This is a genomic window from Maridesulfovibrio sp. (genome assembly GCF_963677005.1).
Classification (GTDB): domain Bacteria; phylum Desulfobacterota; class Desulfovibrionia; order Desulfovibrionales; family Desulfovibrionaceae; genus Maridesulfovibrio.
Genome location: NZ_OY781616.1, coordinates 3,761,175 through 3,773,828, shown reverse-complemented (window position 1 = coordinate 3,773,828; position 12,654 = coordinate 3,761,175). Strand labels below are relative to the sequence as shown.

Below are 12,654 nucleotides of genomic sequence, written 5' to 3'. Positions count from 1 at the left end.
CGAAACAATTGCTTCAGAAGGTTTCAATTTTATATCAGCAAGACGCTTGATACAGCTTTTAACCGACTCTGCGGCAAACGGCTTAAATGAACATCTCCGGCTCACGGCGTTCGCTGCAGTTTTCAACCAGCCATTTCGAAGCAGCCAGAATTCTGGGAACTTCCATTATGCGGGCATTCAACTCGCAGGCCCTGATACATGCGCAGCAGAGAATACACTTCTCCGGATCAGTCTCCACTGTTTCGCCTACAGTAATCGCGCCTGTGGGACAGACTTCCGCACAGGAACCGCAAAGCCTGCATTCATCACTGCTGAACGGCGCAGCCGGGGCATTTTCCTTCCGCTCCTTGTAGGGTCTGTCGCCGGGGACATCTATGGAAGGACCGCTCACAGCATCCCCTTCCGCCAGTTTACGGGCAACGGAACGTCCGAATTCTTCGGCTTTTTCCCTGTCCTGCATATCCGGACGTGCGGCGGCCACAGGGGCGGATTCCGTAGAAAAGGAATGCTCGCCGATGAAGGCTGCCGCAGCCACAGGCTTCAAGCCGGCCTTCTCTGTGATATCCTTAAGTTCAACAAGGGCATCTTCATAGGCCCTGTTTCCATAGACAACAACCAGAGCGGCAGGAACACCGTTTGCTTTGAGTGCGGAAAACCTTTCCACGGCAACCAGCGGCAGACGTCCTCCGTAGACGGGCGCACCGATTATCACCAGATCGTTACCATTACAGTCGCAGCTTGCGGGAACATTTTCCGGCAGGGTCACATCGGCAACGTCTACTTCGTCCGCCCCTATACCCTCAGCAATGCAATCAAGAACCGCACGTGTCGTACGTGTCGGTGAAAAACAAATCAGCTTCAGTTTTGAACAGGACACAGTATACTCCTTACTTGTTCAATTTCTTCCAGTCCGAATCAAATGTTGCCAGCCCCTTTTCTGTCATGGGGTGGTAGGCAAGCTCACTAAGGACATTGAACGGAACTGTGGCCGTATCGGCACCGATGAGAGCCGCTTCCAGCACATGCATGGGATTGCGTACAGACGCCACAAGCACCTTGGTCGGAAAATCGTAATTGTCGAAAATTGTGCGAATCTGCCGGATAAGCTCCATGCCGTCCTGGGCCAGGCCGTCCAGTCTTCCCACAAACGGGCTGACGTAGGTTGCCCCGGCCTTGGCGGCCAGCAGAGCCTGCAAAGGAGAAAAAACGAGCGTCACGTTGGTCTTAACCCCTTTGCGGTACAGAGCCTTGGTCGCTACAAGCCCCTGCGTTGTCATCGGGACCTTGATGACTACGTTGCTTCCGAATTTGATAAGTTCATCGGCCTCGCCAAGCATCTCGTCCGCACTCTCGCCCACAACCTCAAGGCTGACCGGTCCGTCCACCTCATTGCAGATGGCTTCCATACGGCTCCGCCAGTCTCCGCCCTCGCGGGAAAGCAGCGTCGGGTTGGTGGTTACTCCGTCCATAAGCCCCTGAGCGCGGGCAAGTCTTATTTCATCGAGATTCGCGGTATCCAGAAAAAATTCCATCCGTTTTCTCCTTTTATATACATACGTTGTCTTTCCCATATAACAATTCAGGGCCAAGCAAAAGAACTATGTTGCGAAAAAACGGTCACTCCCATTCTATACTACCGCTGCTGCGATACCGCGCCGGGCCGGTTTCGCAAGGCAGTATCATCCGATATTGACAATACTCAGGGACAGGGATAATGAATCTGCATCATGAACATGAATCCTACCTCCCTTAACCTTTTTTTCTGGTGGTGGCGCAGCTGATGCGTCGCGGTAGGTTACGTTCGAAAAACGAATAGAAAGCAAACCAGAATCTTACGGAAACCGCGACAGTGAAAACTGATCGCGGTTTTTTATTTGCCCGCGTTCCACTGTCGTAAAAAAATACCCAGGAGTAGAAAAAATGACTGTTGATGCTAAAGGTTTTTTCGGTGAATACGGCGGACAATATGTCCCTGAGCAGTTGCTTCCCATTCTGAATGAACTGGCCGAGACCTATGAAAAATACCGGAATGATCCCGAATTCATCGAGGAACTCCAGTATTATATGGCCAAATATTCCGGCCGCCCCACCCCCCTGTACCTCTGCTCCAATCTTACGGAGGAACTGGGTGGCGCAAAAATCTACCTCAAACGCGAAGACCTCAACCACCTTGGCGCGCACAAGGTCAACAACACCATCGGCCAGATTCTGCTTGCAAAACGCATGGGCAAGAAAAAAATCATCGCCGAAACCGGAGCAGGCCAGCACGGCGTGGCAACGGCAGCCACAGCAGCCCTCATGGGCATGGAATGTACCGTATACATGGGTGCGGTTGATGTTGAAAGACAGAAGCTCAACGTCTTTCGCATGCGCATGATGGGTGCAAAAGTCGTCCCGGCCATGTCCGGCCAGCGCACCCTGAAAGAAGCCGTGGACGAAGCCCTCGGAGCATGGATCGGTGATGCTGAAAATTCATTTTACCTGCTTGGCTCCGCAGTCGGACCGCATCCCTATCCGGCCATGGTCAGGGATTTCCAGTCCGTAATCGGCAGGGAAGCCAGACAGCAGTGCCTTGAAGACGAGGGCCGCCTGCCCGACTACTGCATAGCCTGCGTGGGCGGCGGTTCCAACGCCATCGGTCTGTTCGCGGACTTCATCGCAGACGAATCCGTTAAGCTTGTCGGAGTGGAACCCTCCGGTCGCGGACTTGAGCCCGGAGAACACGCCGCCAGCCTCTGTCTCGGCGAACCCGGAGTCATGCACGGGTTCAACTCCTACATGCTCAAGGACGAAAAAGGCGATCCCGCACCCGTATACTCCATTTCCGCAGGTCTGGACTACCCCAGCGTAGGCCCGGAACACGCCCACCTCAAAGATCTGGGACGCGCCGAATACGTTCACGCCTCCGACAAGGAAGCCGTGGACGCCTTCTTCAAACTCTCCCAGGCGGAAGGCATAATCCCCGCGCTGGAATCCTCCCACGCGCTAGCACACGCCATCCGTCTCGCCCCGCAACTCGACAAGGATAAAATAATAGTAGTCAACCTCTCCGGACGCGGCGACAAAGACGTTGCCCAGATCGAAGACATGATCAGCCGGGGAGAAATAGCCCTGCCCTAACCCGGATAATTCAGCCCTTAAAAGCCCCCGGCAGACTCATAAAAAGTACTGCCGGGGCTTAACTCCTTTTACAGGAAGTGTTTTCACCTATCCTGAAGGTCTGAAGGACTACCAAAAGACATTGCCGTACTGGAAAGCGGAGAGCCTTTTTCTTCTCTTGAGGATGTGGAGAAGCGTCTTGACTTGGAAAATTGAAATTTACCAAGCCCACCAAAAAACACCGGTATCCCTAAAATGACTTCGGAACCAAGGTAGGATTGACAAAGCAAAGCACCGTGCTCATACTTTCAGAGTAACTATATATAGGGGATATTTCATGATCGAAATTCGCGTAGATCCGGAGCTGGAGCAGCGTCTGGACCATGAAGCAAGGATTTCCGGAAAAACCCGCGAGGAATGTCTGAAAGAAGCGTTATCCCGCTATCTTGAAGATCGCGAGGATTACCGGGAAGGCATTGCAGTGCTGGAAAGCGGAGAGCCTTTTTCTTCTCTTGAGGATGTGGAGAAGCGCTTTGACCTGGAAAATTGAAATTTCATGCAAGGCGGAAAAGCAACTCAAGGAACTGAACAAAAGTCTCCGAACCCGTATAATTCAATTTTTAAAGGAGAGAGTGCAGCCCGCCGCTGATCCTCGCCGGTTGGCAAAATCCCTTAAAGGTGACAAAGGCGGGTTGTGGCGTTTTCGGGTAGGTGATTACCGCATCATCTGCGATATTCGCGGCGAGGAAATAAAAATTCTTGTTTTGACCATCGGCCATAGAAAAGAAATTTACAAAAAAACACGGTAATCCACATTCAGCACTTCAGCGAAACGCTTGGCCATAGCCTTTCCAATGGGACGGCGGTTGTTTTCCATGGCGGAAATGTGTTCCTGACGAATGCCGATCATCTTTGCCAGTTCCTTCTGGGTTACGCCTTCCTTGGTGCGTGCACCGCGCAGGCAGCGTCCGGGGAATTCTTCTTCCTTTATGTTCAGGGCGTCACGCCAGGGAATAGAATCTTCATCATCGTGTATTTCGGTATTCTCCGCGAGAAAAGGCTTGATAGCCTGTTCCGCTTCATGGGCTACTTCTTTGCGAACCTTAAAACAAAGTTCAACATAATTATCAGCATGGGGCTTTTTCGTGGGTTCCAACATAAGTTACCTCGATTAATTTTATCTTTCCTTCGACCTCTTCCCAGACTGCAACATAGGTCGGATGTCCTTTCTTGAGATGACAATGATGTCTTCCCGGTCCTAATTTGGAATAGTTAGGCCAGTTTCCTCGTACTGGACCGCTGAATTCCAGTTCCCGGTAAAGCATGATCAACGTGTCAAGGACTGAACGAGGCAGCTTTCGCAGGGCTTTGTTGACACGTTTGCTGTTTGTAATTGTCCACGTCATAATAATTTAATGCCATTTTCTGGCATGTCAATCAATTTGAGAAAGCCCCGCCGGTATCCCAAAATTTCCCGGTTGCCCCGCAAGCCTTCCACCGGAAATCCAGTCCCCGTATGCGCCATCAAAATCAGTCATCACCTGTGCCATTAATGGAATAAAGGACCCTATCCCACCGTTTATGCCCGAGACAGCCAGACAGGCGGCGGCTCCGGCAAAGATGAGGTCTTTCTGCACCATTATCAGCGAATTCTGCGGAACCGATTTCCTGTTTCCGGCGTCAAAACTCGCCCTGCATGCCCCGAGGTCGCAGGAAATCCAGTTTCTACAGACTATCGGTCTGACATCGTAAATGGAACATTTGTCATCCCGCAAAAAAGGACAGGGCCGGAAATATCCGGCAGCAAAATCTTCAACCGAGGTATCCGCAAGCCCGGAAGCAATCTCCGAACATTGGTTGGCAAGCTCCTCGAAATCATCTGCGCTTACGGTTCGCGCAAGGTAAAGTCCGATATTGAACGCTTCCTGAGGCATTACACTGATATGCGAGGAACAGCAGTACGAACACCCGGCAGAACAGGCTATGCTGAATTCCGGATCAAGCGCCATGACCTGATCCAGAATGGCCTTATAGTTGGCCTCAAAAAGTCTTATCCCCTCCTCGGCAAGTGTCTGCGGAAAAAGAGGATGCCTGGTGTCAAGCCGTCCCAGATCGGCACAGACTGCAAAACTCATATCCAGCAGAAACTTTACCATTTCAGGATGTTCGGCAAACAACTCCACAGCATGCTCAAGCGTCCTGTCCACAGTCTCTTTGATAATTTCTTGCACCTGTTCCTCCATCCGGCTCTGGCACCCTTGGATTTTTCGACAATTAAAACATCATATAAAGACTCAACCCACTTATTAACCCTTCAGCCTAACTAATTTAAACAAACTGCGCAGCGGCGTAGCCGGACGACCAGGCCCATTGCAGATTGTACCCGCCAAGCCAGCCGGTAACATCAAGGACTTCTCCTGTAAAATAAAGCCCCGGAACGGCAGTTGCTTCCATGGTCTTGGATGACACTGCGTTGGTATCCACCCCTCCGGCTGCAACTTCGGCCTTGCTGAATCCTTCGGTTCCCTGCGGCTTGACGACCCAGGAATGGATTCTTTCCGCCAGCGCCAGCCGCCGAACCTTGGTAAGCTGGCTGACCGGGGTTTCAGCGTCCTGATCTTCCAGCAGCAGTCCGGCCATCTTGCGGGTAAAGAAACGGCTCAGAAAATTCTGCAGACCGGTGTTTTCGGTCCGGCGCTCTTCAAGCAGATCGGATATATTTTGGCCGGGCAGGAGGTCTATTTCAAGCACGGAACCGCGCCGCCAGTAATTTGATATCTGCAGGGCTGCCGGTCCGGACAGTCCCTTGTGGGTAAAGAGAAGATCACCGCTAAAACTGCGCCCGTCGCAACTGATGCACACGGGCAGGGAATTGCCGCTCAAATCCTGACAGAACCTTCCGTCCCTGCCGCTGATGGAAAAAGGCACCAGAGCCGGACGCGGAGTGATGATTTTCATGCCGTACTGCTCCGCAATGCGGTAGCCCAGTGGCGAGGCTCCCACCTGCGGCCATGCAGGCGAACCGAGGGCCACAACCAGGGACTCCGCCTCAAAAACCTGCGTTCCGCTGGTTACGGAAAACGGTCCGGCTCCTTCCACAGACGAAATTTCCCGCCCCATGAGAGTCTCCACACCGGCACGATGGCATGAGGAAACCAGAAGCCCGGCGATCATCCCGGCCCCTTGCACGGTAAAAAGCTGCCCGTCTTCACGCTCCTCGTACTCTATCCCGGCTTCGGAGATGAATGAAATAAAATCCCACTGATTATGGCGCGCAAGAGCGGACTTAACAAAATGCGGATTTGATGAAACATAGTTTCCGGCAGAAACGTCCAGATTGGTAAAGTTGCACTTGCCGCCGCCGCTGACCCGGATCTTGCGCCCGGCCTTTTCCGAGTGGTCGAGCACCAGAACTTTCCTGCCGCGCCGAGCCGCATGCATTGCGCAATAAAGCCCGGAAGCCCCGGCTCCAAGAATGATTACATCATATTTAAATACGGATTGATTCATGCGGAGGTTGTAGGACGGTTCCGGGACGGGGTAAAGCAGATTCAGCCCCGGTCGGGCCGCTAACCAACTCGACACTTGCCCAGACGGGCAAAGACGGGTATGGAGGGTCCGCGAAGCGTGATATTATCTTTAGTGATAAAAAACATAAAAACAGACTTTCCTGTTGCTGCGGGATGCGTTGCCCCTTACATGAGGCTACCCTGCCCGAACAGTCCGGAAGCAGGCAATCATAGCGGATCACTTAGCCTTTTTTGCGGCATGGAAAGAAATACATATTTTTCAGGAGAATGAATCATGGCTCTAAGTATCGGAATCGTTGGACTGCCCAACGTGGGCAAATCCACCCTTTTCAATGCCCTGACCCAGGCCCAGAACGCGGAAAGCGCCAACTACGCTTTCTGTACAATCGAACCGAACAAGGCGGTCGTCCCCGTACCGGACAAACGCATAGACAAGCTGGCCGAACTGGTCAAACCCCAGCGTGTGCAGCATTCCACGGTCGATTTCATTGATATCGCCGGGCTGGTAGCCGGAGCGAGCAAGGGTGAAGGGCTGGGCAACAAGTTCCTCGGCAACATCCGCGAAACTCAGGCCATTCTCCACGTGGTCCGCTGCTTTGATAACGATGACGTAATCCACGTAGCCAACTCAGTAGATCCCCTGCGCGACATTGAAATCATCGAGACAGAACTCATCCTCGCAGACGTGCAGGTTCTTGATAACCGCATCGAACGCATGAAAAAGCAGCTCAAAGGCGACAAGTCCATGGGCGCAAAGATTGCGGAAGGCGAAAAACTGCTTGCCCACCTCAACGAAGGCAACCCGGTAAACACCTATGCGGACCTGGATACCGACATCATGGCCGACCTGCTCAGAGAACTGCGTCTGATCACTTCCAAAAACGTAATCTACTGTGCCAACGTGGACGAGGAAGGTCTTACCGAAGACAACGACTACGTCAACAGCGTAAAAAAACTTGCCGAAGAGCGCGGCGCTGAATTCGTCAAGATTTCGGCCAAAATGGAAGAAGAACTGGTCGGGCTGGACGAGGAGGAATACAACGAATTTCTGGAATCCTACGGCGTCACCGAATCCGGACTGGCCAAGATCATCCGCACCGGATTCCACTCTCTGGGCATGATCAGTTACTTCACCGCCGGGGTAAAGGAAGTACGCGCCTGGACCATCCACGACGGCGACAAGGCTCCCAGAGCCGCAGCAGCAATCCATACCGACTTTGAACGCGGCTTCATCCGCGCCGAAGTTATCGGATACGACGACTACGTGAAGAACGGTTCCGAATCGGCCTGCCGTTCCGCCGGAGTCCTGCGCTCCGAAGGAAAGGAATACGTGGTCAAGGACGGGGATGTAATCCACTTCCTGTTCAATGTATAATCCGGATATTTCACCCATGAGGTCTCCGACAGCCCTGCCGGGGACCTTAAACCCTTTTGCGAAAAGGGTTTAAGAATCCCAAAACCTTCTAGTAAGGCTTCGCCCCGGAACACGACAAAACGTAATTGCCATAATAGCAATTGTTGAATGGACTGGCTGCATAAGCATAAAAACAGCAGGCCGCAGTACCAATGGTGCTGCGGCCTTTCTTTATGAAAAATGCAATTCGCCGTAACCGGAAAAATCATCTTTTCTTCAAGACAATTACGCCGCCGACAATCAGAAGGCATCCTGCCCACTGCTCTGCGGTCATATATTCGTTCAGCACCGGTATGGCCACCAGTGCGGTCATCATCGGCTCGGTTGTGAGCAGAATATTCACCACCGATGGTGACAGACGGCTGAGACTGGAATTTATGAGGCTCCAGCCACCCATGGACGGCCCTGCCGCCAGAACCGCAACCAGCACCCAGGCCCGAAAATCCGTTCCAGGCATGAGTATGGCCGCGGGTGACGGAGCTGTTCCAGGTATTACCCCGGCGGAACAGAGATTGATAACCAGCATGAACAGAGCGGAAAATCCGAACACATGCATGAGAACGCAAAACGGATCTATCTCCCTGGCGGCACATTCCCTGCCGAACAGACTGTAAGCGGAATAAAAAAGACCGGACAGCAAGCCCAGAAAAATACCCGCCGGCGTCAGAGAAAAATCGGACAGACTGGTTATGCCGCAGACCATCGCGCATCCAATCAGGCATAACAGAACGGAAGGAAGTATACGCAGGGTCGGCTTCTCCCCACCAAGCATCCACTGACCCAAAACAGTGATCGGAACTGAGATGTAAACCAGCACGGTTGCCACCCCGGCCCCGTTGAAATAGACCGATCCGCCCCAGATTCCGTTCATACCGGTCAGTACCAGACCGTAGAAGGCTAGCAGCGGCAGGTTCCTTCGCCCCGCTTTCAGCTTCTGCGGCTTGAATACGGCAAGCCCGGCCGCAAGAAGCAAACAGACAATAAGATTGCGCCAGAAAGTAACAACAAGAACCGGCTGCGCGTAATCCACAACCAGTATTTTGATGAATATGCCCACCTGGGAAATGAGAGCCGCCCCGAGAAGCACCTGAGCCACTCCCAGACCGGGAGTAAGCCGTATCTTGATCATGCTTTTTTTCCTTGAACAGAATATGAGGTAGGGGAAGATATTTCAACTCGCTTTGATTTCAAAGCGAATTGTTACCGGTTTCGCAATTTCAGGATTTATTTTTCGCAATTGCTGAAATCTGACAATTAAACAGACAGCTCGAAAAAAGACGGATGTGCAGGGCAGCACAGTTCGGCTCGGCAATATGTTCCGTAAGATTTGACGCCATTCAGCAGAGTTGATTAGATACAGCCATGGACAACCATAAAGCGCCAGCGAGGTCGCCAGTATGCCAAGACTTTTGCCGAAACTTATCACCGCCGCCCTGTTTTTCCTGATCGGCGGATTCATACTCTTCATGCTCAACCAGATCGCCGGATTGGCCGCGCTGTGTGCTGCCTATTTTCCGCAATCGTACGACTATGTTCTCTTCGGGCTGAGCGGAATTTTCATACTGGTATGCGCAAGCCCTCTGGCAATTTACCTGCTGCGCCCCGGTCCGCTGGTAATGCCCGAAGACCCGACACCGGCCGAGGAACGGGAGTTCATTGACCGACTGCGCAAAAGACTGCGCCGGAACAAATACATAAAAGAAGCCGGATTGAAACTCTCCACGGGCGAGGATCTGGAACTGGCTCTGGACATGCTGGACGAGATTTCCACCCGCAAAATGAAAAGTTCGGCTTCGCGCATTTTTCTCTCCACCGCCATTTCCCAGAACGGACAACTGGACTCATTCATTGTTCTGGGCTCACTGGCCCGGCTGGTCTGGGATATTTCAAAGGTCTACAACCAACGTCCGTCCTTCCGGGACATGACTGCTGTGTACGCCAACGTTGCGGGCACGGCCTTTTTTGCCGGTGCGGTGGAAGAGTTGGACATACAGGCCCAGATTGAGGCGATCATGTCCCCGGTGCTGGCGGGTTCGGCCCTGAGCATGATCCCGGTCGCCAGCGGGCTGACCTCCATTGTCACCGCATCCATCATGGACGGCTCCACTAATGCTTTTCTGGCCTTGCGAGTAGGCATCATCACCCGCAGCCATTTTAATTTCCGGGCGGACAGAAAGCTTCCGGGATACCGGCGGGCAGTGCTGAAGGAGGCGGCCTCCATGCTCCTTTCCATTGCCGTGAGCTCCACACGGATGATTACCTCCGCCTACGTGAAAACCATCACTCGCTCCGCAGGAGAAAAGGCGGCCAACGCCGCCAGAAAAGTGGTGGACACCAAGGACCGCGCTTTTGAGGCTACCGGCAAGGCAGCCAGATTCTCGGCTGAACAGGTCGGCAAAGTGGCCCGGTTTGCCCGTTTTAAAAACGAAAAAAAGGAAGAAAGCCATCCACAGGAAGAGCCTGTCAAAGAAAAGACACCAAACAGGCTTAACCGACTGAAAAAACTGTTTCGCAAAAAATGATTTCGACCGACTACACTTCCATAAACTTATATTTATCAAGTGTAACACCGGACAGCCGACCGCCAGCCCCTGTTTTGCAGACAAAATCCTGCATCAGGCATTGTTTTTGGCATTTAAATTGAATAGGATAAGCAGGAACGTCGGAAAAATTATTATTCACGCACAGTTCAACAAGGAACACAGGGATCGGCCTTAGATTATGGAACAGCACGAATTACAGAAACTGCGCGAGGCTGCTGCAGCTATTCCCAAGCAGAAAAACCTGGCCGTATTTTTCGGAAGGGCCGGAAGCTACTTTATCGACAATGTAAAATATTTTTTCCTGCACTGCGTTCAGCACCAGCCGGAACTCAAGTGCTGCTTCATGACCTTCACCCGCAAGGACGCAGCCGTCCTCAAGGAACAGGGACTCCCGGCCATGTGGGTAAGCGACCCGGAAGCTGCCGGGATAATGGCCAGAGCAGGTCTGGTCGTTTCAGACGATTTCATCTGGAAGGAACAGCCTTCCCTTTGGGCTTTGCTCTGCGACGCGGTTTCCATCCAGCTCTGGCACGGCATTCCGCTCAAGGCCATAGGTTTCCCGGAAATCAATTCCAGTGTGAACATGAATCCGGAAAAGGCCGAAAAACTGACTTTCGCATACTCCGGCTATGATGTTGTCATATCCACCTCTCCATATTTCACCGAGCATGCCTTTGCACAGGCCTTCAGGGCGAAACATTTCCTTGAGAGCGGTTATCCGCGCAATGACGTGATCATGCGCCGGCCAAGCAAGTTCGACATGATAAACGCCGACCGGGACATGTTCGCCGAGATGGTCAGGTTCCGTAAGACGGGCGGCAAGGTGGTCTTTTTCATGCCCACTTTCCGCGACAACGGAGGGGGGCCATTTGAAGACGGAGCAATCAACATCATGCGGCTGTCGGAATTCTGCGTCCGAAACAACATCCTTTTCGTCTGCAAGTTCCACCCCTGCCTGACAGTCAACAGGGTGGCCCTGCCTCCGAACATACGCATGCTGGATTCCAAGAGCGACGCCTACCCGCTGCTGAACCTGTGCGATGCGCTGCTTACGGACTATTCATCCATATATTTCGACTACCTGTTGCTGGACAGACCCATAATTTTCTATGCCTACGATCTTGAGGATTACGTAACCCGCAACAGGGAGCTTCTGTTCGATTTCGAATCCATGACTCCCGGAAAAAAAGTAACCGTTGAAGACGATCTTTATACCGCTCTGGATGAGATTGTGATAAATAATAGGGATGAATACGCAGATGAACGCCGGAAACTGAGAGAACTGTCATTCGGCAACGCGGACGGACGGTCCGCCCGGAGGCTGGGTGAATATATTGTTTCCAATTACCTTTAACCGCCAAAAAGGGGACAGATCATGAAAGCAATCATCCTTGCAGCAGGAATCGGCAGCAGGCTCAGCCGTCCTTTTCCCAAGTCACTGTCCGTACTGCCCTACGGTGAAACCATCCTCGGACGCCAGATCAGAATCATGCGCGAACTGGGGGTCAGGGAAATTATTGTCGTGGTCGGCTTCAAAATGACCCTGATCATGGAACAGTTTCCCGAAGTCTATTACAAGTACAACCCCGACTACTACATCACCAACACCTCCAAGAGCCTGCTCAAGGCGGTTGAAAGCCTTGATGACGACATTCTCTGGCTCAACGGGGACGTGGTTTTCGAAAAGAACGTGCTGAAGAACTTCCTGGCACAGAAGGAAGACAGCCTGGTCTGCGTGGACCGCAAGTCCTGCGGAGAGGAAGAGGTCAAGTACAGGCTTGATGCCGACGGCTACATAACCGAAATTTCCAAGGAAGTGGTCGAGGCAGAGGGCGAGGCCGTGGGAATCAACATGATCCGCCGCAAGGACCTGCCCGCGTTCACCGAAGCACTGCGCCGCTGCGAAGATCAGGACTACTTTGAAAAGGGTCTGGAATTCATCATTCAGGAAGGGGCGAAAATCAGACCGGTCGATATCATCGACCACGCCTGTATCGAAGTTGATTTCGAAGAGGACTGGGTTTCCGCACAGAAAACCTTCCTGCGAGCGGATCAGTAACAAAACTTA

13 protein-coding genes are annotated in these 12,654 nt (G+C 52.5%); 7 read left to right on the top strand and 6 right to left on the bottom strand.

Annotated features, from left to right (window positions below; genetic code table 11):
- Positions 1–82: 82 nt before the first annotated feature.
- A complete protein-coding gene (locus ACKU4E_RS16570) occupies positions 83–877 on the bottom strand; it encodes a 4Fe-4S binding protein (RefSeq protein WP_320172187.1) in 795 nt (264 codons plus the stop codon).
- Positions 878–887: 10 nt separating this feature from the next.
- Complete coding sequence (gene fsa / locus ACKU4E_RS16565; RefSeq protein WP_320172186.1) at positions 888–1,532, bottom strand: fructose-6-phosphate aldolase; 645 nt, start codon at positions 1,530–1,532, stop codon at positions 888–890.
- A gap of 388 nt (positions 1,533–1,920) precedes the next feature.
- Between fsa and trpB the strand changes: the two genes are divergently transcribed.
- The 3 genes from trpB to ACKU4E_RS16550 all read left to right on the top strand — a co-directional run bounded on the left by trpB (position 1,921) and on the right by ACKU4E_RS16550 (position 3,908).
- Complete coding sequence (gene trpB, locus ACKU4E_RS16560) at positions 1,921–3,120, top strand: tryptophan synthase subunit beta (RefSeq protein WP_320172185.1); 1,200 nt, start codon at positions 1,921–1,923, stop codon at positions 3,118–3,120.
- A gap of 316 nt (positions 3,121–3,436) precedes the next feature.
- On the top strand, positions 3,437–3,649 hold the full coding sequence (locus ACKU4E_RS16555; protein WP_320172184.1) for a ribbon-helix-helix protein, CopG family: 213 nt from the start codon (positions 3,437–3,439) through the stop codon (positions 3,647–3,649).
- Positions 3,633–3,908 (top strand): type II toxin-antitoxin system RelE/ParE family toxin, encoded by a 276-nt coding sequence (locus ACKU4E_RS16550; protein ID WP_320172183.1) that lies wholly within the window; start codon positions 3,633–3,635, stop codon positions 3,906–3,908. The genes ACKU4E_RS16555 and ACKU4E_RS16550 overlap by 17 nt, the downstream gene beginning before the upstream one ends.
- On the opposite strand, the gene ACKU4E_RS16545 is transcribed toward ACKU4E_RS16550, so the two are convergent.
- From ACKU4E_RS16545 to ACKU4E_RS16535, 3 genes are all read right to left on the bottom strand, one after another.
- Positions 3,890–4,258, bottom strand: a complete 369-nt coding sequence (locus tag ACKU4E_RS16545; RefSeq protein ID WP_320172182.1) for a helix-turn-helix transcriptional regulator — start codon at positions 4,256–4,258, stop codon at positions 3,890–3,892. The two genes, ACKU4E_RS16550 and ACKU4E_RS16545, sit on opposite strands and share 19 nt — an antisense overlap.
- Before the next feature lie 274 nt (positions 4,259–4,532).
- Positions 4,533–5,330: a YkgJ family cysteine cluster protein gene (locus ACKU4E_RS16540; RefSeq protein WP_320172181.1), complete on the bottom strand. Its 798-nt coding sequence runs from the start codon at positions 5,328–5,330 to the stop codon at positions 4,533–4,535.
- Between the two features lie 97 nt (positions 5,331–5,427).
- Positions 5,428–6,609 (bottom strand): NAD(P)/FAD-dependent oxidoreductase, encoded by a 1,182-nt coding sequence (locus tag ACKU4E_RS16535; protein ID WP_320172180.1) that lies wholly within the window; start codon positions 6,607–6,609, stop codon positions 5,428–5,430.
- 294 nt (positions 6,610–6,903) lie between these two features.
- On the opposite strand from ACKU4E_RS16535, the gene ychF reads away from it, so the two are divergent.
- On the top strand, positions 6,904–8,004 hold the full coding sequence (gene ychF / locus ACKU4E_RS16530) for a redox-regulated ATPase YchF (RefSeq protein ID WP_320172179.1): 1,101 nt from the start codon (positions 6,904–6,906) through the stop codon (positions 8,002–8,004).
- A 244-nt stretch (positions 8,005–8,248) separates the two neighbouring features.
- Here the strand turns inward: ychF and ACKU4E_RS16525 are convergent, their stop codons facing one another.
- Positions 8,249–9,172 (bottom strand): DMT family transporter, encoded by a 924-nt coding sequence (locus ACKU4E_RS16525; RefSeq protein ID WP_320172178.1) that lies wholly within the window; start codon positions 9,170–9,172, stop codon positions 8,249–8,251.
- A gap of 268 nt (positions 9,173–9,440) precedes the next feature.
- Here ACKU4E_RS16525 and ACKU4E_RS16520 point away from each other — a divergent pair, with 268 nt between their 5' ends.
- The 3 genes from ACKU4E_RS16520 (at position 9,441) to ACKU4E_RS16510 (ending at position 12,645) form a co-directional block, all read left to right on the top strand.
- Entirely contained in the window at positions 9,441–10,565 is a 1,125-nt protein-coding gene (locus ACKU4E_RS16520) for a DUF697 domain-containing protein (protein ID WP_320172177.1), read from the top strand.
- A 199-nt stretch (positions 10,566–10,764) separates the two neighbouring features.
- Complete coding sequence (locus ACKU4E_RS16515) at positions 10,765–11,940, top strand: CDP-glycerol glycerophosphotransferase family protein (RefSeq protein ID WP_320172176.1); 1,176 nt, start codon at positions 10,765–10,767, stop codon at positions 11,938–11,940.
- A gap of 21 nt (positions 11,941–11,961) precedes the next feature.
- Positions 11,962–12,645, top strand: coding sequence for a phosphocholine cytidylyltransferase family protein (locus tag ACKU4E_RS16510; protein ID WP_320172175.1), 684 nt, complete (start codon positions 11,962–11,964; stop codon positions 12,643–12,645).
- Positions 12,646–12,654: the final 9 nt, after the last annotated feature.

Coding starts and splice junctions, on each gene's coding strand:
- ACKU4E_RS16535 (WP_320172180.1), bottom strand. CDS start 6,609: ATGAATCAATCCGTATTTAAATATGATGTAATCATTCTTGGAGCCGGG.
- fsa (WP_320172186.1), bottom strand. CDS start 1,532: ATGGAATTTTTTCTGGATACCGCGAATCTCGATGAAATAAGACTTGCC.
- ychF (WP_320172179.1), top strand. CDS start 6,904: ATGGCTCTAAGTATCGGAATCGTTGGACTGCCCAACGTGGGCAAATCC.
- ACKU4E_RS16525 (WP_320172178.1), bottom strand. CDS start 9,172: ATGATCAAGATACGGCTTACTCCCGGTCTGGGAGTGGCTCAGGTGCTT.
- ACKU4E_RS16545 (WP_320172182.1), bottom strand. CDS start 4,258: ATGTTGGAACCCACGAAAAAGCCCCATGCTGATAATTATGTTGAACTT.
- ACKU4E_RS16555 (WP_320172184.1), top strand. CDS start 3,437: ATGATCGAAATTCGCGTAGATCCGGAGCTGGAGCAGCGTCTGGACCAT.
- ACKU4E_RS16520 (WP_320172177.1), top strand. CDS start 9,441: ATGCCAAGACTTTTGCCGAAACTTATCACCGCCGCCCTGTTTTTCCTG.
- trpB (WP_320172185.1), top strand. CDS start 1,921: ATGACTGTTGATGCTAAAGGTTTTTTCGGTGAATACGGCGGACAATAT.
- ACKU4E_RS16515 (WP_320172176.1), top strand. CDS start 10,765: ATGGAACAGCACGAATTACAGAAACTGCGCGAGGCTGCTGCAGCTATT.
- ACKU4E_RS16510 (WP_320172175.1), top strand. CDS start 11,962: ATGAAAGCAATCATCCTTGCAGCAGGAATCGGCAGCAGGCTCAGCCGT.